The following is a 22,651-nucleotide window of genomic DNA, read 5'->3' on the forward strand; positions in this document are numbered from 1 at the left end:
ATGTTCGTGGGGGTGAGCCTGAAGGGTGAGACTTCTCCGACGCAGTCGGCGGGTAGCGCCTACGTCACCTCGGTGCCGAGGTTCTCCCCGGACTGCAGCATCGAGACGGCAGCGGCCAAGTGCTGGTCGAACGCCCCTTCGAAGACCCGTACTTCGTCGAGGGCTCCCGAGAAGTGCTCGGTTCCCGTCGGCCCTACCCCCGCGCGTCCGATGTGGAGGGCCGCGGCCGAGAAGTCCCAGTCATAGCGCCAATCGCTGACTTCAGCGGCGAGCTCACCGTTGACGTACAGCTGTACGCGCGCGAAGAGGGCGTCGTGAACGAGTGCGAGGTGATCGCCCGCTTCCACTGCGCTGGGCTCGGATCCGGTCGCCGGTACCGAGGCGCTCGGTGCCCCAGCCGTGTCGCTTTCCGTGACTTCGAGTTCCCAGATCGCACGGTCCGCGTCGTAGCGGACCAGGGCGGCTGCCCGGCTGCTGCCGGGGAGTGCCAGCACCGTCTGGTCCTCTGTCGCATCGGGAGAGGTCAGACGCGCTCGTGCCGTGATCGTGAAACTGGCCTTGCTCGCCAGGAGCCCAGGTCCCCGGCTGACGTAACCGTCCGCCCCGGACAGGTCCAGGTGGCCATCGCCCCAGAGCGGCTGGGCCACCGGTTGGCAAGTGGGGTCGGTTCCCGGGTCGCAGGTTTCATCAGGAAGGTACACCGACGCGTCACCGTGCAGGTCGAGGCCGGTGCCGCCGCCGAGTTCGGGGATCACCGTGTCCGCCGCCTGGTCCATGTTCCAGTAGGCCAGCTGCCCCGGGGGCAGGCCGCCGAGGCCGGCCGTCTCGGCCTCGGTCAGGACCCGGTCGAAGACGGCGACGTCCGCGACGGTGCCCTTGAGGTGGTCGGTGTACCCGCGGGGTTCGAGCGCCCGGCCGATCTGCAGATCGCCGGTGGCGTTCCAGGTGGTGGCCCGCTCCTGGATGTCGCCCTCGACGAGATGACCGTTGACGTACATCCGCATGCTGCCCGGGTCTGCGCCGTCGTCCCGGTCGTAGACGCCGACCAGGTGCGTCCACTCGCCGGCCACCGGGCGAGGCCCGAGAACCTCCCAGGAGATCATGGTGCCGATCTCGAGGTCGGGTGCCAGGAAGGACCAGCGGCCGGAGTCGCCGTCGAAGCCGAGGGTGAAGCCCGAGTAGGCAGACCCGTCCTGGCTGACCAGCGCCATGGAGGACGTGGGCACTTCGGGCAGCTTGACCCAGGCGCCGACGCTGAAGGTCTGGTCCGTGTCGACCAGGTGCTGGCCGGTGTCCAGGTATCCCTCAGCGGTTCCGTCCAGTCGGGCAGCCGTACGCACGCTGCCGTGCGGGCCGTCCACGCCGAACGTCACTCCGGTCCCGGCTTCCGCCGGCTCGGCACCGTCCTCCCCCGCAGCCTGGGTGGAGCCTTCAGCGTCGGCGAGGGCCCACGAACCCACCGGGGGGCGCCCCGCATCGACGAGGAAGGTGTGGGCGTTCGGCGTCTGGCGGGTGTTACCGGCGGTGTCCACCGCCTGCACGATCAGGTGGTAGGCGGCGTCCGTCCGCGGCATCCAGCGGACGGTGGCCGGGCGGCCGGGCTCCGGCGGTGTCGCCGTCTTCCAGGACTCACCCGTGAACTGGTAGCGGTACGAGGCGATGTCTGTGCCCGGCGTGTGGAACGAGAAGGTGCCGTAGTCGCCCACCCCGCGATGCCAGGTGTCGTCGTCGGGGTACTCGGTCGAAGTGACCGCCGGCGCCTCGGGGGCCGTTGCGTCGTAGAGGAACTGGCAGCGGGTGGCGCTGCCGGCATGACTCCACGGTCCCCACGCGTTCTTGTCCCCGCCTCGCACCCACCAGCCGATGACCACGTTCTCGGGGATGGTGAAGCTGCCAGTGCCGTCGCCCGGTATGTCGTCTCCGACGGTCCAGCGGAAGCGCTCGTAGCCGCTGTGGGGGCGGTCGGAGGAGGAGTTCGACTGCTTGTAGTCGGTGGTGACCGTGTGGCTCTCCTCGGTGCCGTCCGTGTTCGTCCAGAAGACTTCGAACTGTGCGCGCAGTTGCTCCGTGCTGCCGCCCGCGTCCCCGTGGTCGGGGTCCCACACGACCGCGCTCAGGGTCGGCACCTCGTCGGCGTAGTGCTCCTCGGCCTCGCCGTAGGTGCATTCGCCGCCCGGCGACATGGTCAGCTCCGACATCTTGGGCTGGTAGGGCGGCCGGTTGTACTCCACCTCCAGTGCGGCGTTGTTGCAGAAGCGCTTCCAGGAGGCGTACGAGCCCTCGGAGGACGCCCGTAGCCCGAACGTGGTGCGGTCCCACCCCTTGGAGGCCGCCGTGCGGATCGTTCCCGTCACGCCGAAGCGGACGTTCTGGTTCTTCGACGTGCAGGAACCGGTCGTGTTCGTCGGTTCCTTCGTCGTGAGGTAGTCTTTGCTGGAGGGCTGGTTCGACCAGTTGGTGCGCGAACTGATCGCGCTGCCGCCCGAGCTGTTCACGCGGTGCAACTGCACGCCCCGAGCGGTGGAGTTGTAGGTGTGCACGAGGGTGATCGTGAACTCCGCCTTGACGATGTTCTTGCCCTCGAGCGCGCCCGTCGGGAGGGCGTAAAACTGGCGCTGCACGTCGTTACTGCTCGCGCACCGGGCGGACACGTCGGCCGGACAACGCCCCAGCCCTTTGCCGGGCAGCCCCTCGGACTCGTCGTTCGAGAACTTCCAGCCCTCCAGCCCGGAGTGATGGGAGGAGACCCAGGTCCAGCCTGTCCGCGTGTACGTCTTGTTGACCGGGTCGATCACCACGGGATAGGTGGTGTCCGGGCCCTTGAGCAGGTCGGCGTCCGGCGTCAGGGTCAGCTTTCCGTCGGCGAGATCCAGATCGACGTCGCCGACGTTGGACCCCTCTCCCGGCCCGTTGACGGCGGCTGCGGCCGCCGACTTGCGCGCTGCGGGTTGTGCGGCACCGGACGAGTCCCACATGACCGGCTGCGGGGCTTCGAACACCTTTCCGCCGACAGACGCGTCCGTGGCGGCCAGACCTCCGCTCGCGTCGATGCCGAGGTCGAGCCCTTCGGTCGTCACCCCGAGGTCTATGGAAGCCAGCTGCGGGTTGGACGCCGCTTCCGCCGACTTGACGACCAGCACGTGCGAGAAACCGTCGCTCTCCGCCGTGACGACGAGATCGACGCCGTCGAATACCGCCGGGTAGGTCGCCGTCGCCCCCCTCCACGACGGGGGCGGGAAGCTCGGCCGGCCACTCGTAGGACAGCACCTTGCCGTTCTTCGCAAGAGTGGCGAAGGTCTGGTCCCCGCCGCCGGAGAAGGACATGTCGGCGAGCGTCGCCTCCGGCGTGAGGCGGCCGTTCGGTCGTTCCCGCAGTGCGGGGTCGACAGACTTCCAGGCCCCGTCCTGACGGACGCGGATCGGCCGTACGTACTCCTTGAGGGTGAACGTGCCGTTCGGGTTCGCGTAGGTCTCGCTGCGCGGCCCTCGCAGGGACAGCACCTCTACCGGTTCCTCGCTGCGTGCGGCGGCCGCCCGGGCGATTGCCTCGGTCGGGGCGGTGGAGGCTTCCCCGTCCTTTCCGGTCTGCGCGGCGCGGCCGGCATCCGGGCTGTGGTGCGCGGCGGCCGTCGACGTGCCGGTCAGCCCGGCGGCAAGCAGCGCGGTGAGCGTCCCGATCGTCACCGCGCGAAGGCACGGGCGGGTCCTGCGGGTCATCGGATCACCCAGCCGAAGGCCGCGCCCTCGTCCGGAGCACCGCCTGCTCCAGGACGGTAGGTCGCGACACCGCCGGATCCGGCGGCCACGGCCTCCCAGGGCAGCCCGTAGACCACTCCGTGGGGCGCCTCGTCACCCCTGCTGTAGGGGATGCCGACGTACAGACTCCCGGCGTCGGCGTGCAGGCCCCAGCCGGTGCGCTCACGCGCGCCGGCCACTCCGGGCAGCAGACCGTCGCCGCGCGTCAGGACACGGTCGCCCTGCCCCGGGTCGCCCAAACCCGGCATGACGTGCACGGCTCCCGCCATCTCGGCGGGCCCTACCTCCTGGTGCGGGACGCCCACGGCCAGCTTGACGGTCGAGGAGGAACCGACCGCGCCAGGGGCGGTGTTGGCCAGCGCAACGGAGTGGCCGAAGAAGTCGCCGACGACCGGATCCCCTTCCACCCCCGGCGAGAAGCGGTCGACGAGTCCCTTTTCGGTGACCGCGGCAGAAGGCTGAATGCGGATGACGGTCACGGCTCCGGCGTCGGCGACCGTACCGACGTCCTCACCCGGCGTTCCGACCGCGAGCAGCGCGTCGGTCTCGGAAGCAGCGCCCTCGGGCCGGTAGGGCAGCATGGAGAGGGCGGTGCCGAAGCGGTCCTGGCCTTCGGCGGTTCCCGAGGTCAGCGCCGGATGGTCCTCGGACACACCCGTCATCGCGACCGGCGTACGACCGTCGACCTCCTGACCGAAGACCGCGACGCTTCCGGCGAAGGACTCGTTACCGAGTGCCTCTCCGGGCGATCCGGCAGCGAAGTAGTCGGGTGTCGCGGCGAGCGAGGCGCCGAAGCGGTCGTTGGCCTCGGCGACCCCCGGCACGCCGGGATCGTCCTGATTCGCGGTCGCACTGGTGCCGCCCAGCACGTAGTGGATGCATCCGGCGTCGTCGAGCGCGCCCACGGCCTCGCCGGGGACACCGACCGTCAGGAACGGCTCGCCCGCATCGGTTTCACCGGCCGCCAGCGCGTACCCGAAGAGGTCGCCGGCCTCGGTGGACACCCAGGAGGCGAGGCTCTTCTGCGTGTAGGTCTCCACGGCCGAGTCGGCGCTGAATCCCGACGGCGAGCCGTGCACGATGTAGATCGCCCCGGCATCGGGAAGGGCTGCTCCGTCTTTGGTGACGTCCTCGTAGGGCACTCCGACGACCAGGTCGGAGCACCCGTCCTGGTCTGCGTCGTAGGTGGCGATGGCGTGGCCGTACCCGTCATTCGCTTCCGGTGCCGCCCGATCGTTCGTCAGTTCCTGGCTGATCTCGGCGACGCCCTTGCCGCCGCCGAAGAAGACGCGCACCAGCCCGGCTTTCGACTCGCCGTCGACCGTCGCCTCCGGATCGCCGACTGCCAGGTCGCGCAGTCCGTCACCGTTGAAGTCCGACTCGGTCCCCCCTTCACAACCCGCCTGTGGCGCGCCCGTCGCGCTGCCTGTAGCGGCCGGGGTCGCCAACAGCCCCGCGAACAGAACCGCTCCCACTGCGATCGACCGTCTCAGGATTCCCCGGAACCCACTGCCTGCAGCCATGCCCCCACCCTCTGTACGCGAACACTCGACCGCCGATCTTCACCGAAGCACCACAGATATGCCAGTGATATCAGTCCGACAAGTCAGACTTCAGGTGTCACGAATCGGTAAACGCCGAATGGTTGCACACGGAGCGGCTTGACCTGGCGTGAGGTGCGTCACCGCTGGTCGTCGTAGAGGGCGTCGATGTCGGGGGCGAAGTCGTGGGTGATGGCGGCGCGGCGGAGTTTGAGGGAGGGGGTGAGGTGGCCGGAGTCCTCGGTGAAGGACGTGGGGAGGACGGTGAAGGCGCGGATGGACTCGGCCTGGGAGACGAGGCGGTTGGCGTCGTCGACCGCCTGCTGGAGGTTGCGGCGCAGGTGCTCGTCGTGGACGAGTTCGGCGCGGGAGAGGTGCCGCTTGTGGTGCATGTGCTGCCAGTGGGCGAGCCCTTCGGGCTCGAGGGTGATCAGTGCGGTGAGGTGGGGCCGGTTGTCGCCGACGACGAGGCACTGGTCGACGAGGGGGTGGGCGCGGATCCAGTCCTCCAGGGGGGCGGGGGCGATGTTCTTGCCGCTGGAGGTGATGAGCAGGTCCTTCTTGCGGCCGGTGATGCGGAGGTAGCCCTGGTCGTCGAGGGCGCCGAGGTCGCCGGTGGGCAGCCAGCCGTCGGCGTAGACGGCGGGGATGACGGCCTGGGCGGACGCGTCCCAGTAGCCGGCGAAGACCTGGTCGCCGCGCAGCAGCACCTCGCCGTCGTCGGCGATGCGGACGGTGGTGCCGGGCACGGGCCAGCCCACGGTGCCCAGGCGTGGGCGGAGCGGCGGGGTGACGGTGACGGCGGCGGTGGTCTCGGTGAGGCCGTAGCCCTCGTAGACCTCGATGCCCGCGCCCGCGAAGAACGCGCAGAGGCGTTCGCCGAGGGGGGAGCCGCCGCAGATGACGTGGCGGACGTGGCCGCCGAGGGCGTCGCGGATGCGGCGGTAGACCAGCGGGTCGTAGAGGCCGCGGGCCGCGCGGACCAGGAAGCCCGGGCCGGGGCCGCTGCCGTGGCGGTCGGCCCAGGAGGCGCCGCCCCACGCCACGGCGACGCGTGAGGCACGGTCGAAGGAGGAGCCGCGGCGCATCTTCTCGGCCGTGGCGCGGGCGCTGTTGTGGACCTTCTCCAGCACGTAGGGGATGGCGAGGAGGAAGGACGGCTTGAAGCCGGCGAAGTCGGCGAGGAGTTCGTCGGTCTGGATGCTGGGCGCGTGGCCGAGGCGGACGCGGGCGCGGAGGCAGCCGACGGCGACCATGCGGCCGAAGACGTGCGCCAGGGGGAGGAAGAGCACGGTCGACGGGGGGTGGCGGTTCAGGGACGTGAAGACGGGGTGCAGCAGTTCGACGCAGTTGTCGACCTCGGCGAAGAAGTTGCCGTGGGTGAGGACGCAGCCCTTGGGGCGCCCGGTGGTTCCGGAGGTGTGGATGACGGTGGCGACGGTCTGCGGGCCGAGGCGGGCGCGGCGGGTGGTGACGTGTTCGTCGGGCACGTCGCGTCCGGCGGCGACGAGTTGGGGAACCGCACCGGCGTCGATCTGCCAGAGGTGGTCGAGGTCGGGCAGGCCGCCGCGGACGGAGGTGACGAGGCGGGCGTGGTCGACGTTCTCGACGGCGCAGGCGCGCACGCCCGCGTCCTGGAGGACGACGCGGGCCTGTGCGGGGGAGGAGGTGGGGTAGACGGGGACGGTGATCAGGCCGGCGGCCCAGCCGGCGAAGTCCAGCAGGGTCCACTCGTAGGTGGTGCGGGCCATGATGGCGAACCGGTCGCCGACCTCCAGGCCGTGGGCGACGAGCCCCTTGGCGACGGCGTGCACCTCGTCGGCGAACTGCCGTGCGGTGACGTCCGTCCAGGTGCCGTCCGGCTGTTCGCGGGCGAGGACGACGGCGTCGGGGTCCTCCGCGGCGTTGTGGAAGGGCAGGTCGGCGAGCGACCCGCGCGTGAGCGGCGGGACGAGCGGGGGGACGTGCGCCTCACGGACCACGCCGTCGACGGTCTCGGTGGTGGGTTCGACGAGCGGCGGCGGTGCGGGGCGTCCGGCCGGGGGGATCTGCTGCGGCATCTCGCGGCTCCTGGGGTCCGGGCGTGCTGCGGTCACACGTGGAGGGCTGCCGGTACGGGCGGCGGTGCGGGGTCGGGCCGCCCGGGCCGCCCCTGGGGGGCGGCCCGGGTGTGTACGCGAAGAGGTTCAGGCGCGTTCGAGAACGGCGGTGACGCCCTGGCCGCCGGCCGCGCAGATCGAGATCAGGCCGCGGGTGCCGGGCTCGGCGCCCCGTTCGGCGAGCAGCTTGGCGAGGGTGGCGACGATGCGGGCGCCGGTGGCGGCGAACGGGTGGCCGGTGGCGAGCGAGGAGCCGGCGACGTTGAGGCGGTCCCGGTCGACGGGGGCCAGGCCCTGCTTCTCCCAGGCGGCGAGGGTGGCGAGCACCTGGGAGGCGAACGCCTCGTGGATCTCGACGAGTGCGAAGTCGCCGGTGTCCAGGCCGAGTCGGCGCAGCATGCGCGGCACAGCGAACGCGGGGGCCATCAGCAGGCCCTCGCCGACCTCTTCGGTGAAGTCGACGGCGCCGGTCTCGTAGGCGGTGAGGTAGGCGAGCGGCCGGAGGCCGCGGTCCTCGGCCCACCCCTCGGAGGCGAGCAGCACGGTGGCGGCGCCGTCGGTGAGGGGCGTGGAGTTGCCGGCGGTCATGGTGGCGCCGTCGGGGCCGCCGACGGCTTCGGAGAGACCGAAGACCGGGGCGAGTTCGGCGAGTTTGTGCGGGGAGGTGCCGGGCCGCAGGTTCTGGTCGCGGGCCAGGCCCTGGTAGGGCACGACGAGGTCGTGCAGGAAGCCGTCGTCGTAGGCGGTGGCGAGGCGGTGGTGGCTGCGGGCGGCGAGTTCGTCCTGGGCCTCGCGGCTGATGCCCCATTCGCGGGCGGTGCGGGCGGCGTGGTCGCCCATGGAGAGGCCGGTGCGGGGTTCGGCGTTGCGGGGGATCTCGGGCACCAGGTGGCCCGGGCGTATGCGGGCGAGTTCCTTGAGCCGGTCGGGCAGGGTCTTGGCGCGGCGGGTGGCGAGCAGGATGCGGCGGAGCCGGTCGTTGACGCCGAGCGGGGCGTCGCTGGCGGTGTCGGCGCCGCCCGCCACGCCCACGTCGATCTGGCCGAGGGCGATCTTGTTGGCGACGGCCATGACGGCCTGCATGCCGGTGCCGCACGCCTGCTGGACGTCGTACGCCGGGGTGCGCGGGTCGAGTCCGGAGCCGAGCACGGTCTCGCGGGCGAGGTTGAAGTCGCGGCTGTGCTTGAGCACGGCCCCGGCGACAAACTCACCGATCAGCTCGTCGTGCAGGGAGAAGCGCTCGACGAGTCCGCCGAGCGCGGCGGTGAGCATGTCCTGGTTCGAGCAGGTGGCGTACGGGCCGTCGGAGCGGGCAAACGGGATGCGGCTGCCGCCGACGACCGCCACCCGGCGGACCGAGGAACTGATGAGGCCGCTGGAACTCATACTCGACCAAACTCCTGACCATTGAGTAACCTTACTCCAAAGTAAATTCACGCGGAGGCGAGGAGAAGCGGAATGGCGGACCGTTACCTGCAGTGGACCCGTTCCGGCCCCGGCCGCTTCCTCTCCCGTCGCCTCGGCCTCCCCCGGCCCGCGCCGCTGCACCGCTGGTCGGAGCGGCGGCCGGTGCTCGAGGGCGGCCCGCTGCTGCACCTCACCGCCGGACGCACGGCGTGCGACGGGACGGAACTGGCAGCGGCGCTCGGCGGATGCGGACTCGAGGTGCGTACCGGAACGGGTGCCGAGGCCGGCACCCCCTCCGGCGTGGAGCCGCGAACCGGAGCCGGTGGGGGCGACCGGTTCTCCGCCGTCGTCCTGGACGCTACGGGTATCCGCGCGGTTGCGGAACTCCGGGAGGTGTACCGGGCGCTCCACCCGGTCGCCCGGCGCATCGCCGACGGCGGCCGCGTCGTCGTCCTGGGCGCCGCTGTGGACCCCGCCGACCACCACCAGGCCGCCGCACAGCAGGCGCTGGAGGGGTTCGTACGGTCCCTGGGCAAGGAGGTCGGGGGCGGCCGTACGGCGCAGCTCCTGCGCCTCGCGCCGGGGGCGTCGGCGGCGGGCGCCGCGTCCACGCTGCGCTTCCTGCTCTCCCCGAAGTCGGCGTACGTCAGCGGCCAGGTGGTGGAGGTCGCGGCCGGGCTCCCCGGGACCGCTCCCGGCGACCCAGGGCGTCCGCTGGCCGGCCGTACGGCGCTGGTGACCGGAGCGGGACGCGGCATCGGGGAGGCGGTGGCCGCCACCCTGGCCCGGGACGGCGCGCACGTGCTGTGCCTCGACGTTCCACAGGCCGAACAGGATCTGGCCGCCGTCGCCGAACGTCTGGGCGGCACACCGCTTCCCCTCGACATCACCGCCGAGGACGCGGGCGCCCGCATCGAGGAGTCCCTGCCTCCCGGCGGCCTGGACGTGCTGGTGCACAACGCGGGCATCACGCGCGACCACCGCCTCGCCAACATGGCCGCCGACCGCTGGGACGCCGTCCTGGAGGTCAACCTGGCCAGCGTGCTGCGCACCACCGACCACCTGCTGCAGGCGAAGGCCCTGCCCGACGGCGGCCGGATCGTTGCCACCGCGTCCATCGCGGGCCTCGCCGGGAACGCCGGGCAGACCAACTACGCGGCGAGCAAGGCGGGCATCGTCGGGCTGGTCCGCACCCTCGCGCCGACCGCCGCCGAACGGCACGGCGTCACGGTGAACGCCGTCGCGCCCGGCTTCATCGAGACGCGGATGACGGCCGCCGTGCCACTCCTGATCCGGGAGGCCGGGCGGCGGATGAACTCCCTGGCGCAGGGCGGCCTTCCGGACGACGTCGCGGAGACCACCGCCTGGCTCGCCCACCCGGAGTCCGGCGCGGTCAACGGACAGGTCGTCCGGGTCTGCGGCCAGAGTCTGCTGGGGGCATGACGATGGCGCTGACCCCCACCCTGCTCCGGGGCGCGCTCGGGTCGCTGCGCAAGCGACCGCCGTACGAAGGCGCTGCGCTGCCCGCCCGCGTCCTGACGGCGCCCTCGGTGCGAATCGACGTCCGGCACGTGGCCGCGTACGCCGAGGTGTGCGGCTTCCCGCCCACCGGCGGCACCGGGCCGCTGCCGCCCACCTACCCGCACCTGCTCGGGTTCCCGCTGGCGATGCGGCTGCTGGCCGGCGCCGACTTCCCGTTCCCGGTGCTCGGGCTGGTCCACACCGGCATCGAGGTCGCCCAGCGGCGGGCGCTGCGGCCGGACGACCGGCCGGAGATCCGCGTGCACACCGAGGGTCTCGCGCCGCACCGACGCGGCACCGCCTTCCGCGTCGTCACCTCGGCGCGGCTGGACGGCGCGGAGGTCTGGTTCTCGCGCAGCACCTATCTGTGCCGGCACCGGCGACCGGACGCCGCGCCGGGGACGGGCGGGGCGGCCCGCACGGACCGCACGGACACGGCCGACCGCACGGACCGGGCCGGGGACACCGCACCACTGCCGGTGCGCGCCGAGTGGCGCCTGCCCGGCGACCTGGGACGGCGCTACGGCGCCGTCTCCGGCGACCGCAACCCCATCCACCTGCACCCGCTCACCGCGCGGGCGTTCGGCTTCCCGCGCGCGCTCGCCCACGGCATGTGGACGTTCGCCCGCTGCCTCGCCGAGACGTCCGGAACGGGCGCAGGCACGGGCACGGGCGCGACCACCGGCACCGGTCACCGGGAACGCCTCACGGCGCACGCACGCTTCGCCGCGCCCGTGCTGCTGCCTGGCGAGGTGGTGCTGCTCGCCGGGGACGGAGCGGAGGGCCCCTTCGCACTGCGGGACAGCCGGGACCGTGCCCGGCTGCACGTCAGCGGGAAGGTGTCCAGCGGGCCCCCTTCATGAGGCCCTCCAGACCCGCCCAGCAGAAGTTCATCAGAGTCGCGGCGGTCTCCTTCGCCGACGGACGGTCCTCCTCACGGGAGTTGGCCCAGACGGCGAGGGACTCGGCGGAGCCGACCAGCGCGTGGGCCAGCCCGGACACCTCGCGGTCCATCAGGCCCTCGTCGCAGCCAGCGTCCTGAGCCACCCGGCCCAGCAGAGCGGTCACCAGTGCGACGATCTCGGCCCGCATCCCGGCGACCACACCGGCGAAGGTCTCCCCCTCCCCCGGCGCCTGCTGGTGCAGCACCGTCCACCCGTCCGGGTGTGCCGCGGTGTGCGCGAAGAACGCGCAGAGCCCGTTCCACAGCTGCTGGTCGGGCGGGAGGGTCTGGTCCCGCGTGCCGTCGAGCACCGCCTTGGTCAGTGCGGCGGCCTCCCGGTCGATGCACGCGGTGAAGAGGTCGTCCTTCGACTTCAGGTACTGGTACACCAACGGCTTGGAGACCCCCGCCGCCTCGGCGATGTCGTCCATCGACGCCGCCCGGTACCCGTGCCGCCCGAAGGCCCCCACCGCGGCATCGAGCATCTGCTGCTCGCGCACCGCGCGCGGAACCCGCTTGCCGTTCTTCGTCCCCACCTTTTCGCCCTTCGCGTCGCCCCCCGCCCCTGAGCGCCGTTCCGTCCCGCTCACCATACGCCGCTGCTCCCCCGGATCTCCCTGGTCCGGAGGAGCAGCAACGGCGCTGCGCGCCGCGGGCGTTGTGCGGGAACGGGCGCGGGAACGGGCGCGGGTGTCAGGCGGGAACGGGTGTGCGGGCGTCGTCCTCCGCGTCGTCCTCCGCGTCGTCCTCGGCTCCGGTCCTCCCCTCCGCGCCGGCCGGGCCGGTCCCGTCACGGTCCAGGTCCTCGATGCTGAAGCTCTTCGCGCTGTGGAAGGCGTCCAGGTCGAGGATCTTCTCGCGGGCCGCGACCAGCACCGGCACCAGCGCCTGCCCGGCCACGTTGGTGGCGGTGCGCATCATGTCCAGGATCGGGTCGATGGCGAGCAGGAGGCCGACACCGGCCAGCGGCAGGCCCAGCGTGGAGAGGGTCAGGGTCAGCATCACCGTGGCGCCGGTCAGGCCGGCGGTGGCGGCGGAGCCGATGACCGAGACGAACGCGATCAGCAGGTAGTCGCCGACGCCGAGGTCCACGCCGAAGATCTGCGCGACGAAGATGGCCGCGAGGGCGGGGTAGACGGAGGCGCAGCCGTCCATCTTGGTGGTGGCGCCGAACGGCACCGCGAAGGAGGTGTATTCCTTCGGCACGCCCAGCCGTTCGGTGACCTTCTGCGTCAGGGGCATGGTGCCGACGGAGGAGCGGGAGACGAACGCCAGCTGGAGGGCGGGCCAGGCGCCGCGGAAGAACTGCACCGGGCTCACCCGGGCGACGGTGGCCAGCAGCAGCGGGTACACGCCGAAGACGACGAGCGCGCAGCCGATGTACACGTCGGCGGTGAAGGTGGCGTACTGGCCGATGAGACCCCAGCCGTAGTCCTTGATGGCGGTGCCGATGAGGCCCAGCGAGCCGAGCGGGGCCAGCCGGATGACCCACCACAGGGCCTTCTGCAGCAGGGAGAGCACCGACTCGCTCAGTTCCAGCAGGGGTTCGGCCTTCGGGCCGAGCTTCAGCGCCGCCACGCCGACCACGGCGGCCATGAAGACGATCTGGAGGACGTTGAGTTCGGTGAACGGTGTGACGACGTCGGTCGGGACGATGCCGGTGAGGAAGTCCAGCCAGGACCCGGCGGAGTCCGGCTCGGCGCCGTCCCGCGTGGTGAGGCCGGTGCCGGCGCCCGGGTTCGCCAGCAGGCCGATGGTCAGACCGATGGCCACGGCGATCAGCGAGGTCACCATGAACCACAGCAGGGTGCGGCCGGCCAGCCGCGCGGCGTTGGACACCTTCCGCAGGTTGGTGATGGAGATCACGATCGCGAAGAAGACCAGCGGGGCGACGGCCAGCTTCAGGAGCTGCACGAACGTTTCACCGGTCTTGGTGAGGGCGGTGCCGAGCCAGCCGACGTCGGCGCTGCGGGCCAGCCAGCCGAGCAGCACGCCGAGCACCAGACCGGCCAGGATCTGAGCCCAGAACGGAACGCGAGGTATGCGGAATAGCTGCTGCTTCGACGCAGAGAGCTTCGCATCAGAGGACACGGACACACTCCGAGGAGGAAAGAAAGGGAACGGGGAATGCGTGCGGGCATGCGGGAGCCGCGCACGCGGCGGCGCGGGAGCGCCTGCGGGAGGGGAGGGTGCCGGAGTGGGTCCGGCCGCCGGTCAGGCCTTGCGACAGGTCGCGGAGAGGCAGCGGCAGAGATCGACGTGCAGCCGCGCGACCAGCATCGTCGTGGTCGCGTTCGTGAACGGGGCTGCGGTCGTCATGGCCCTCACGCTAACACCGGGCCTTATACGGCCCCAAAGTCCGGCTTCTGGATCGACGGTCACGCCGATGCACAACACCCCACCGGGGACGGCGATTCCCGGCGGGGCGTGCGGAACGGGTGTGACGAACGCGACGTCGCCACCGGTGTGCGAAGCGGACGTGCGGGGCGGGCGGGTCAGGCCGCGTCGTCCTCCATCGAACGGTTCGCGGACAGCTTCGCCTTCGCGCGGTCGACGCCGCCCGCGATCTGCTCCGCCATCGCGTCCCGCTGCCGGCGCAGCAGGATGTAGCTCAGCGGCGCGGACAGCACCAGTGCCAGCAGCAGGATCCAGAGCGGGTTGGACCTGCCGATGCCCTCGGGCAGCACCCCGCTGTACGCCAGCACGGCGGCGAGCACGAGACAGCCGAGGAAGATGCCCAACCGCAGGGTGGTGTAGCGGAGCGTGGCGTGCGAGGTGCTGCTCACGGTCGTTTCTTCCTTCTTCGGGATCAGGTGAGGGTCAGCCACATGGTGACCTCGTCGCGGTACTCGTCGCCCGCGACCTTGAAGGCGCCGGGCGCCCGCCCGGCCTCCTGGGACGACAGGGACACGCCGCCGACGATATCCGGCCGCGCGGCACGGGCCCCGCGCCGGGGTCGGGCCGCGGGGCGCCGGCCGGGCGCCGGCGCCCGCGCCCTCGGCTCACAGGCGCATGGGCTGCGGCGTTTCGCGCCGCTGGGCGTCCGGGCCCGGGTACTCGCGGATGACCTCGTAGCGGGTGTTCCGCTCGACCGGCCGGAATCCCGCGTCGCGGATCAGCTCCAGCAGGTCCTCGCGGGTGAGCTTGTCGGGGGTGCCGAAGTCGTCCGCGTCGTGCGTGATCTTGTATTCGACGACGGACCCGTCCATGTCGTCGGCGCCGTGCTGCAGCGCGAGCTGCGCGGTCTGCACGCCGTGCATGACCCAGAAGACCTTCACGTGCGGCACGTTGTCGAAGAGCAGGCGGGAGACCGCGAAGGTGCGCAGCGCCTCCGCGCCGGTGGCCATCGTCGTGCGGGCCTGGAGCCGGTTGCGGACCTTGCCGTCCTGCATGTCGACGAAGTCGTGCTGGTAGCGCAGCGGAATGAAGACCTGGAAGCCACCGGTCTCGTCCTGGAGTTCACGCAGCCGCAACACGTGGTCGACGCGATGGCGCGGCTCCTCGATGTGGCCGTACAGCATGGTGCACGGGGTCTTCAGACCCTTCTCGTGCGCCAGACGGTGAATGCGCGACCAGTCTTCCCAGTGGGTGGCGTGGTCGACGATGTGCTGCCGGACCTCCGGGTCGAAGATCTCCGCGCCGCCACCGGTCAGCGACTCCAGGCCGGCGTCGATCAGCTCGTCCAGGATCTCCGAGGCGGGCATGCCGGAAATGGTCTCGAAGTGGTGGATCTCGGTGGCGGTGAAGGCCTTCAGCGACACCGTGTCCGGCAGCGCCTCCTTCAGCGCGCTGAGCGAGCGCGGGTAGTAGCGCCAGGGCAGCGTGGGGTGCAGGCCGTTGACGATGTGCAGCTCGGTGAGGTTGTCGCCCTCCATCGCCTTGGCGAGCTTGACGGCCTCCTCGATGCGCATGGTGTAGGCGTCCTTCTCCCCCGGCTTGCGCTGGAAGGAGCAGTACGCGCACGACGCCGTGCACACGTTGGTCATGTTCAGGTGCCGGTTGACGTTGAAGTGGACGACGTCGCCGTTCTTCCGCGTCCGCACCTCGTGGGCGAGACCGCCCAGCCAGGCGAGGTCGTCGCACGCGTACAGCGCGATGCCGTCCTCACGGGTGAGCCGCTCACCCGAACGGACCTTGTCCTCCAGCTCGCGCCTGAGCCCAGCGTCCATGCCGCACGCGCCTCCTCGCCTCACGGATTCGGGCGCTTTGCGTACCGGCGCCCCGATCGAGCGTAGCCCTACACCTCGTCGGGCAGTTCGCCGACCCTGTTCTCCCACTTGGTGGAGAGCACGATCGTGGTCCGGGTGCGGGAGACGCCCTTGGTGCCGGAGAGACGGCGGATGGTGCGCTCCAGCCCGGCCACGTCCGTCGCGCGGACCTTGAGCATGTAGGAGTCGTCGCCGGCGATGAACCAGCAGTCCTCGATCTCGGCGAGGTCCCGCATCCGGCCCGCGACCTCCTCGTGGTCGACGGCGTCGGAGAGCTGGATGCCGACCAGCGCCGTGACGCCCAGGCCCAGCGAGGGCGCGTCGACGGTCGCGCGGTATCCGGTGATGACGCCGGCCGCCTCCAACCGGTTGATGCGGTCGGTGACGCTGGGGCCGGAGAGGCCGACGAGCCGGCCGAGCTCGGCGTACGAGGCCCTGCCGTTCTCGCGCAGCGCCTGGATGAGCTGTCTGTCCACCGCGTCCATGCGTCCTACGCCTTCCGTCTTCCCGGGTCGGGATTCGAGTGTTTCCCGCATTCCTCGGATACGAATCTAAGGCATGACCGCGTCATCTCCTGCGGTCGGCCCGTCCTACCGGCCGTCCGGCGGGGGCGACGCGTCCCGCGTGACCTCCCGGCCGCCGCCGAGTTCGCCCCGCCAGCGGCGGTAGAGCTTGTGGGGGACGCCGGCCGCGTCCAGCACCCGGCCGGCGACGAAGTCGACCAGGTCCTGCGCGTCCCGCACCCCGGCGTAGAAGGCGGGCGAGGCGGGCAGCACCACGGCACCCGCGTCGTCCAGCGTCACCAGGTGGCGCAGCGTCTGACCGGTCAGCGGCGTCTCCCGGACGGTCACCACCAGCGGCCGCCGTTCCTTCAGCGTCACCGAGGCGGTGCGCTGCAGCAGGTCCTTCGACAGGCCCAGCGCCACGCCCGCCACGCAGGCCGTGCTCGCGGGCACGACGAGCATGCCGCGCGTCGGGTACGACCCGGACGACGGCCCGGCCGCGAGGTCGCCGGCCGCCCAGTGCCGCACGCCGCTCACGTCCACGTCGTACGCGTCCGGGGTGCCGTCGGCGCCGCGGGCGAGCCAGCGGCGCAGGTCCTCCTCGGCGGCCGCGTCGCGGAAGGGATGACCGGTCTCGTCCAGGACGGTCAGGCGGGCGGCCCGGCTCACCACCAGGTCCACGGGCTCACCCGCGTGCAGCAGCGCACGCAGCACCGCCGCCGCGTACGGAGTGCCGGAGGCCCCGGAGACGCCCACGACCCAGGGCCGGCGCTGGCTGGAAGTCACGCACCGAGCGTACGACGTACCCCGGCTGGCCAACGGAGGCGGTCATGCGGTTGGCTCGGGAGATGCGCGCCTCCCGCTCACCCCGCCGTCACGCCGCCGTCGCCGGCGGTGTCTGCCTGCTGCTGGCCGGAGCAGTCGCCTGCGGCCCCACCGAAGCCGCGGGGTCGCCCGCCGACACCGTGCGCGGCGCCGTCGACCGGATGACCAGCGAGGAGTCGGCGACAGTCGTCGCCGACCTCGACGCCCCGGTCGGCGAGGTGCGGGAACTGCTGTCGGCCTTCGGCCGGGACACCGGCCCGGAACGGGCGCGGCGACTGGCGCAGGCCGAGGTCGCGCTCGCTCTGGAGGCGGAGACGGTCCTGAACGAGCTGGAGGACTACGGCCCGGAAACCCGGCTGGTGATGGCCCTGTGCCTCGGCGACCGCGACGTGGTGTCGTACAAGTCGATCGGCGACCGGGTCTACCTGCGGATTCAGCCGAAGGAACTGCTGCGTCACGGCGGGCTCACCCGTCAGGAGCGCGACCGGGTGCGGAGGGTCCTCCGGGTCGCCGACGACCTGCCCGGCTCGCTGCACTCCGTCGACCGGTTGCTGGGCGGCGGCTGGGTCAGCATGAAGCCCGAGGCGTTCGCGGACTACGCCTGGGCGCTGGAGGAGTTCACCGGCCTGTCCGTGCACCGCAGCGGCGTGCGCGGCGCGAGCAACGTGCTGGACGGCGACGAGCTGCGCGGCGCGATGGCCGGGCTGGAGGACGTGCTCACCCGGCACACCGCCTACCGGGTGACCGGGGAGAAGGACGGCGTGCAGCGGCTGCACGCCGAGCTGCCCGCCCGGCGTACGGCGCGGGCGCTCGCCCCGCTGCTCCAGCCGCTCGGCACCGGCTTCGACCCCGCCGAGGCGGGCGACCGCCGGGTGCCGGCGGAGGTGGTGCTGCGCCGCGGCTCGCTGGCCGAGGTGCGCTTCGACCTGGGCGGACTGGTCGGCGACGGAGCGGCGGACGTGCCGCTGCGGCTGCGGTTCTCGCCGGGCGACGTGTACTCCCCGAACCCGCCCCGGAACGCGCCCGAACTGGCGCCGCAGGACCTGCTGGCCGCCGCGCTGTACCGGGCGGCCCGGTCGTAGCGGTACCCGGTCGTAGTCCCCTTGCGCGGCGTACCCCGGGCGCGTGGGGAACCGGGGCGATCCGGGTAGCGTTGCACGGTGAGAGGCACTGGGCTCTCCAGGGGGAGGGGAGGCACACGATGACGAGCGAGACGACGTACCGGACCGCGTCCGCGCTGAAGCTCATCCTGGTCTGGGTGGGCCTGATGTGGGTGCTGGAGGCGGTCGACTACGCCACCGGTCACGCGCTGGACCCGTACGGCATCTCGCCCCGGCAGACGGACGAACTGCTGGACATCGTCCCGGCCGCGTTCCTGCACTTCGGCTGGGACCACCTGATGGCGAACACCGTGCCGCTGCTGGTGCTGGGCTTCATGGCCGCGCTGCGCGGCATCGGCACGTTCCTGGCCGTCTCGCTGATCACCATCCTGGTCAGCGGGCTGGGCGTGTGGATCACGGCGCCGGTGCCGAGCAACACGGCGGGCGCGTCCGGGCTCGTCTTCGGCCTGTTCGGCTACCTGGTGGTGCGCGGGTTCGTTGACCGGCGCATCGCGGACGTCGCGTTGGGCGGCGTGGTGGTCGTGCTGTACGGGTCGATCCTGTGGGGCGTGCTGCCGACGACACCGGGGGTGTCGTGGCAGGGCCACCTCTTCGGGCTGATCGGCGGCGTGATGGCGGCGTTCATGACCTCGCGGAGGCGCGCGGCGGGCGAGCAGAAACCGGCCTGGCACTGACCCGGCAGCGACCGGCGGCGGCGACGCGTCGCCGCGGTGCCTCACCCCCGCGTGCTGGCACGGCTCAGCCCGCGGAGAGACCCCGCAGGGCGAGGTCGGCCAGTGCGCAGGCGAAGAGCGCCATGCCGATGAAGCCGTTCACCGTGAAGAAGGCCCGGTTCAGGCGGCTCAGGTCGTCCGGCCGCACGATCGCGTGCTCGTACGCGAACGCGGCCGTCACGATCGTGAGCCCGGCCCACCACGGCAGGCCCGCGCCCGTCGCGACGCCGAACCACGCGAGCAGCAGCACCGTGACCCCGTGCGCGACGCGTGCGCCGTACAGCGCGGCCGCGATGCCGAAGCGCGCGGGCACGGACCGCACGCCCTCCGCGCGGTCGGCGGCGACGTCCTGGCAGCCGAAGATCAGGTCGAAGCCGCCGATCCAGATGCCGACCGCCAGGCCCAGCAGCACCGCCTCCCACGACCAGGCGCCGGTCACCGCGATCCACGCGCCGATCGGCCCGATGGCCTGCGCGAGTCCGAGGATGGCGTGCGGGAAGTCCGTGAAGCGCTTGCCGTACGGATAGACGACCATCGGCACCACGGCGGCCGGCGCCAGCGCCAGGCACAGCGGGTTGAGCAGGGCCGCCGCGCCGAGGAAGACGGCCAGCGAGACCGCCGCGCCGACCTGCGCGGTGCGCACCGACACCGCGCCGGTGACGAGCTCCCGCCCCGCCGTGCGAGGGTTGCGGGCGTCGATCTCGCGGTCGATGATCCGGTTCGCGGCCATCGCGAACGTCCGCAGGCTCACCATGGCGACGGTGATCAGCAGCAGCTCCCACCAGTGCACGCGCCCGTCGTCCAGGAACATCGCGGTCAGGGCCGCGATGTAGGCGAAGGGCAGCGCGAACACCGAGTGCTCGATCATCACCAGCCGCAGGAACGCGCTCACGGGGCTCGACGTCGCCTGCGCGTTCGAGGTCACAGGCCGTACTCCTTCCAGCGGCGGTCGACCGTCGCCGCCGTGTCGGGGTCGGAGAGCACCATGTGCGGCCAGCCGCCGTCGCGGGTGTAGCCCTCCTCGGGCCACTTGGCGGTGGCGTCGATGCCCGCCTTGCCGCCCCAGAACTGCTGGTAGGAGGCGTGGTCGAGGTGGTCGACGGGCCCGTCGACCACCTGGAGGTCGCGGGAGTAGTCGGTGTTGCCCAGCGCACGCCAGGCGACCTCGTGCAGGTCGTGCACGTCGCAGTCCGCGTCGACGACGACGATCAGCTTGGTGAGCGACATCATGTGCGCGCCCCAGATCGCGGACATCACCTTCTGCGCGTGCTTCGGGTAGCGCTTGTCGATGGAGACGATGGCGCAGTTGTGGAAGCCGCCGGCCTCGGGGAGGTGGTAGTCGACGATGTCCGGGACGATCACCTTGAGCAGCGGCAGGAAGAAGCGTTCCGTCGCCCGCCCCAGCGGGCCGTCCTCGGTCGGCGGACGGCCGACGACGATGGACTGCAGGACCGGCTTCTTCCGCATCGTGACGCAGTCGATCGTGAGCGCCGGGAACGGCTCCTGCGGCGTGTAGAAGCCGGTGTGGTCGCCGAACGGGCCCTCCGGCAGCATCTCGCCGGGCTCCAGCCATCCCTCCAGCACGACCTCCGCATCGGCCGGGACCTGCAGCGGCACCGTCTCGCAGTCGACCATCTCGACGCGCTTGCCCTGGACGAAGCCCGCGAAGAGGTACTCGTCGATGTCGGCGGGCAGCGGCGCGGTGGAGGCGTAGGTGACGGCGGGCGGGCAGCCGAAGGCGATCGCGACGGGCAGCTTCTCCCCGCGCCGGGCGGCGACCTGGTAGTGGTTCCGGCTGTCCTTGTGGATCTGCCAGTGCATGCCGATGGTGCGCTTGTCGTGCCGCTGGAGGCGGTAGAGGCCGAGGTTCCGTACGCCGGACTCCGGGTCCTTCGTGTGGGTGAGGCCGAGGTTGAAGAACGACCCGCCGTCCTCCGGCCAGGTGAACAGCGCGGGCAGCGCGTCCAGGTCCACGTCGTCGCCGCGCAGCACCACGTCCCTGACCGGGCCGTTACGCACCTTCTTCGGCGGCACGTGCGCCATCGCGCCCAGCTTGCCGAACGCCTCCCGCATACCGACGAAGCCCTGCGGCAGCTCCGGCTTGAGCAGCCCGCCGATCTTCTCGCTGATCTCGGCGTAGGACGTCAGGCCCAGGGCCTTGAGCAGCCGCCGGTCGGTGCCGTAGACGTTCATGGCCAGGGGCATCGAGGAACCCTTGACGTTCTCGAAGAGCAGTGCCGGCCCCCCGGACTTCTGCACCCGGTCGACGATCTCCCCGACCTCGAGATACGGATCGACCTCCGCCTTGATGCGCTTGAGGTCGCCTTCGCGTTCGAGCGCCCGCAGCAGCGAGCGGAGATCGTCGTATGCCATGGCCTCAGTATCGAGCATGCGGATTCCGGGCCGTTACGCTGGTGTCCGTACACCCGACGCACCCCAGGGGGCGCCCCGCATGCTCAGGTATCTGCCGTTCCTGTTGGTCCTGGCGATCTGGATCTTCGCCTTCATCGACTGCCTGAACACGCCCGAGAACGAGGTGCGCAAGCTGCCGAAGCTGGCGTGGGTGTTCATCGTGCTCCTCTTCGGGCAGGTGCTGATCGGCCCGATCGCCTGGTTCCTGGTCGGCAGGCCGCGGCGGAACGCGCCGTACGGCGCGCAGCGGCCGCAGGAGCGGCGCTGGGTGGCGCCGGACGACAACCCGGACTTCCTCAAGTCGCTGGGCGAGGAGGACGAGCGCCGCCGCCGCGACACCGGCGGCGGCGACGAGACGCCGCCTCCGACGGGCGCCTGATCCCTGGCGGGTCGGCCGACGCGTCCGGCGTGCCCGGCGGCCGTCGGCGCGGGCCGTGGCGGACCGGCGAGGTCCGCCCGCTCGGGCCGTACCGCCTGCGCCGGGACGTCAGATGCCGGCGTAGCTGTGCTTGCCGTTGAAGAAGACGTTGACGCCGTAGTAGTTGAAGAGGAAGCAGGCGAAGGCGAAGAGCGCCAGGTAGGCGGCCTTGCGGCCCTTCCATCCGGCGGTGGCGCGGGCGTGCAGGTAGCTGGCGTACGCGACCCAGGTGATGAAGGACCAGACCTCCTTGGGGTCCCATCCCCAGTAGCGGCCCCAGGCGTCGCCGGCCCAGATGGCGCCCGCGACGATGGTGAAGGTCCAGAAGGGGAAGACGGCCGCGTTGACCCGGTAGGCGAACTTGTCCAGCGAGGACGACGAGGGCAGCCGCTCCAGCACGGAGGTGGCGAAAGCGCCCGGCCTGCCGCCGCCCAGGAGCTTGGTCTCGTAGCGGTCGCGGAAGAGGTACAGCACCGAGGTGACGAAACCGAGGTAGAACAGCGCGCCGCAGACGATGGCCAGCGAGACGTGGATCCACAGCCAGTAGGAGTGGAGCGCGGGGACCAGCTGGTCGGACTCGGTGTAGAGCCAGGTGGTGGCGAGACCGAGGTCGAGGAGCACGGTGGTGACGAGCGGCAGGCCGATCCAGCGGATGTTCTTCTTCGCCAGCAGGAAACCGAGGTAGGCGCCGACGATCACCATGGAGAACGCGGTGGAGAACTCGTACATGTTCGCCCACGGCGCGCGGCCGACGGACAGCGCGCGGGTGAGCACGCCGCCCGCGTGCAGCGCGAAGGCCAGGACGGTCAGCGAGATCGCCATCCGCCCGTAGAGGTCGCCCTTCTCGTCCCCGCCGGCGGCCCCCGGACCGTCGGGCAGGTCGCCGCGCCGGCCGGCGCTGGAGCGGGTGACGACCTTGGGGCGCTCCAACACGCTCGTGGAGCCGCCCTTCCTGACCGTGACCGCGGGAGCCGCCTGCCCGGCGGCGTCCTGCGCGGCGGCGTCCTGCCCGGCGGCGGAGGTGAGCGCGGCAGCCGTACGGGCCACCTTGCTGCGGCTGCCGAGCACCCACTCGGCGATGTGCGCGACGAACGCGAGGACATAGACGGCCATCGCGGAGTAGATCAGGTAGTTGCTGATCTCGGCGAGCGGCTCGTTGGTCGCGGCGGCGATGTTCACCAGGT

General features: G+C 71.8%; 18 protein-coding genes. 5 read left to right on the plus strand and 13 right to left on the minus strand.

Annotated elements, in window-relative coordinates; genetic code table 11:
* Positions 1-59: 59 nt before the first annotated feature.
* The 4 genes from E4198_RS10460 to E4198_RS10475 form a co-directional block, all read right to left on the minus strand.
* Positions 60-3,140, minus strand: a complete 3,081-nt coding sequence (locus E4198_RS10460) for a LamG domain-containing protein (protein WP_247597624.1) — start codon at positions 3,138-3,140, stop codon at positions 60-62.
* A 573-nt stretch (positions 3,141-3,713) separates the two neighbouring features.
* Positions 3,714-5,231 (minus strand): VCBS repeat-containing protein, encoded by a 1,518-nt coding sequence (locus tag E4198_RS10465; RefSeq protein WP_247597625.1) that lies wholly within the window; start codon positions 5,229-5,231, stop codon positions 3,714-3,716.
* A gap of 206 nt (positions 5,232-5,437) precedes the next feature.
* On the minus strand, positions 5,438-7,357 hold the full coding sequence (locus tag E4198_RS10470; RefSeq protein ID WP_136182913.1) for an AMP-dependent synthetase/ligase: 1,920 nt from the start codon (positions 7,355-7,357) through the stop codon (positions 5,438-5,440).
* A gap of 126 nt (positions 7,358-7,483) precedes the next feature.
* Positions 7,484-8,782, minus strand: a complete 1,299-nt coding sequence (locus tag E4198_RS10475; protein WP_136182914.1) for an acetyl-CoA C-acetyltransferase — start codon at positions 8,780-8,782, stop codon at positions 7,484-7,486.
* Between the two features lie 72 nt (positions 8,783-8,854).
* On the opposite strand from E4198_RS10475, the gene E4198_RS10480 reads away from it, so the two are divergent.
* Entirely contained in the window at positions 8,855-10,246 is a 1,392-nt protein-coding gene (locus E4198_RS10480; RefSeq protein ID WP_136182915.1) for a 3-oxoacyl-ACP reductase, read from the plus strand.
* Between the two features lie 2 nt (positions 10,247-10,248).
* Positions 10,249-11,187: a MaoC/PaaZ C-terminal domain-containing protein gene (locus tag E4198_RS10485; protein WP_136185304.1), complete on the plus strand. Its 939-nt coding sequence runs from the start codon at positions 10,249-10,251 to the stop codon at positions 11,185-11,187.
* On the opposite strand, the gene E4198_RS10490 is transcribed toward E4198_RS10485, so the two are convergent.
* The 6 genes from E4198_RS10490 to E4198_RS10520 form a co-directional block, all read right to left on the minus strand.
* On the minus strand, positions 11,153-11,752 hold the full coding sequence (locus E4198_RS10490; protein ID WP_247597894.1) for a TetR/AcrR family transcriptional regulator: 600 nt from the start codon (positions 11,750-11,752) through the stop codon (positions 11,153-11,155). The genes E4198_RS10485 and E4198_RS10490 overlap by 35 nt on opposite strands.
* Before the next feature lie 208 nt (positions 11,753-11,960).
* On the minus strand, positions 11,961-13,358 hold the full coding sequence (locus tag E4198_RS10500) for a dicarboxylate/amino acid:cation symporter (RefSeq protein ID WP_247597626.1): 1,398 nt from the start codon (positions 13,356-13,358) through the stop codon (positions 11,961-11,963).
* A 404-nt stretch (positions 13,359-13,762) separates the two neighbouring features.
* Positions 13,763-14,053 (minus strand): DUF4229 domain-containing protein, encoded by a 291-nt coding sequence (locus E4198_RS10505; RefSeq protein ID WP_136182918.1) that lies wholly within the window; start codon positions 14,051-14,053, stop codon positions 13,763-13,765.
* Between the two features lie 216 nt (positions 14,054-14,269).
* The gene (gene mqnE / locus E4198_RS10510; RefSeq protein ID WP_136182919.1) at positions 14,270-15,436 is read right to left on the minus strand and encodes an aminofutalosine synthase MqnE; all 1,167 of its coding nucleotides are present in this window, start codon (positions 15,434-15,436) and stop codon (positions 14,270-14,272) included.
* A gap of 68 nt (positions 15,437-15,504) precedes the next feature.
* Complete coding sequence (locus E4198_RS10515; RefSeq protein ID WP_136182920.1) at positions 15,505-15,960, minus strand: Lrp/AsnC family transcriptional regulator; 456 nt, start codon at positions 15,958-15,960, stop codon at positions 15,505-15,507.
* 105 nt (positions 15,961-16,065) lie between these two features.
* Positions 16,066-16,764, minus strand: a complete 699-nt coding sequence (locus tag E4198_RS10520) for a UbiX family flavin prenyltransferase (protein WP_136182921.1) — start codon at positions 16,762-16,764, stop codon at positions 16,066-16,068.
* Positions 16,765-16,808: 44 nt separating this feature from the next.
* Between E4198_RS10520 and E4198_RS10525 the strand changes: the two genes are divergently transcribed.
* Both E4198_RS10525 and E4198_RS10530 read left to right on the plus strand, forming a co-directional pair.
* The gene (locus tag E4198_RS10525) at positions 16,809-17,885 is read left to right on the plus strand and encodes a hypothetical protein (protein ID WP_136182922.1); all 1,077 of its coding nucleotides are present in this window, start codon (positions 16,809-16,811) and stop codon (positions 17,883-17,885) included.
* 119 nt (positions 17,886-18,004) lie between these two features.
* The gene (locus tag E4198_RS10530) at positions 18,005-18,598 is read left to right on the plus strand and encodes a rhomboid family intramembrane serine protease (RefSeq protein ID WP_136182923.1); all 594 of its coding nucleotides are present in this window, start codon (positions 18,005-18,007) and stop codon (positions 18,596-18,598) included.
* A 64-nt stretch (positions 18,599-18,662) separates the two neighbouring features.
* Here E4198_RS10530 and mqnP read toward each other — a convergent pair whose 3' ends face one another.
* Complete coding sequence (gene mqnP / locus E4198_RS10535; protein WP_210732807.1) at positions 18,663-19,562, minus strand: menaquinone biosynthesis prenyltransferase MqnP; 900 nt, start codon at positions 19,560-19,562, stop codon at positions 18,663-18,665.
* Positions 19,559-21,010, minus strand: a complete 1,452-nt coding sequence (locus tag E4198_RS10540) for a menaquinone biosynthesis decarboxylase (RefSeq protein WP_136182924.1) — start codon at positions 21,008-21,010, stop codon at positions 19,559-19,561. The genes mqnP and E4198_RS10540 overlap by 4 nt, the downstream gene beginning before the upstream one ends.
* A 79-nt stretch (positions 21,011-21,089) precedes the next feature.
* Here E4198_RS10540 and E4198_RS10545 point away from each other — a divergent pair, with 79 nt between their 5' ends.
* Positions 21,090-21,428 (plus strand): PLD nuclease N-terminal domain-containing protein, encoded by a 339-nt coding sequence (locus tag E4198_RS10545; RefSeq protein WP_136182925.1) that lies wholly within the window; start codon positions 21,090-21,092, stop codon positions 21,426-21,428.
* A 108-nt stretch (positions 21,429-21,536) separates the two neighbouring features.
* Here the strand turns inward: E4198_RS10545 and ccsB are convergent, their stop codons facing one another.
* Positions 21,537-22,646, minus strand: coding sequence for a c-type cytochrome biogenesis protein CcsB (gene ccsB / locus E4198_RS10550; protein WP_136185306.1), 1,110 nt, complete (start codon positions 22,644-22,646; stop codon positions 21,537-21,539).
* Positions 22,647-22,651: the final 5 nt, after the last annotated feature.

This window comes from Streptomyces sp. RKND-216, from assembly GCF_004795255.1.
Lineage (GTDB): Bacteria > Actinomycetota > Actinomycetes > Streptomycetales > Streptomycetaceae > Streptomyces > Streptomyces hazeniae.

Coding starts and splice junctions, on each gene's coding strand:
- E4198_RS10525 (WP_136182922.1), top strand. CDS start 16,809: ATGCGGTTGGCTCGGGAGATGCGCGCCTCCCGCTCACCCCGCCGTCAC.
- E4198_RS10485 (WP_136185304.1), top strand. CDS start 10,249: ATGGCGCTGACCCCCACCCTGCTCCGGGGCGCGCTCGGGTCGCTGCGC.
- E4198_RS10470 (WP_136182913.1), bottom strand. CDS start 7,357: ATGCCGCAGCAGATCCCCCCGGCCGGACGCCCCGCACCGCCGCCGCTC.
- mqnE (WP_136182919.1), bottom strand. CDS start 15,436: ATGGACGCTGGGCTCAGGCGCGAGCTGGAGGACAAGGTCCGTTCGGGT.
- E4198_RS10515 (WP_136182920.1), bottom strand. CDS start 15,960: ATGGACGCGGTGGACAGACAGCTCATCCAGGCGCTGCGCGAGAACGGC.
- E4198_RS10545 (WP_136182925.1), top strand. CDS start 21,090: ATGCTCAGGTATCTGCCGTTCCTGTTGGTCCTGGCGATCTGGATCTTC.
- E4198_RS10540 (WP_136182924.1), bottom strand. CDS start 21,010: ATGGCATACGACGATCTCCGCTCGCTGCTGCGGGCGCTCGAACGCGAA.
- E4198_RS10530 (WP_136182923.1), top strand. CDS start 18,005: ATGACGAGCGAGACGACGTACCGGACCGCGTCCGCGCTGAAGCTCATC.
- E4198_RS10480 (WP_136182915.1), top strand. CDS start 8,855: ATGGCGGACCGTTACCTGCAGTGGACCCGTTCCGGCCCCGGCCGCTTC.
- E4198_RS10475 (WP_136182914.1), bottom strand. CDS start 8,782: ATGAGTTCCAGCGGCCTCATCAGTTCCTCGGTCCGCCGGGTGGCGGTC.
- E4198_RS10490 (WP_247597894.1), bottom strand. CDS start 11,752: ATGCTCGATGCCGCGGTGGGGGCCTTCGGGCGGCACGGGTACCGGGCG.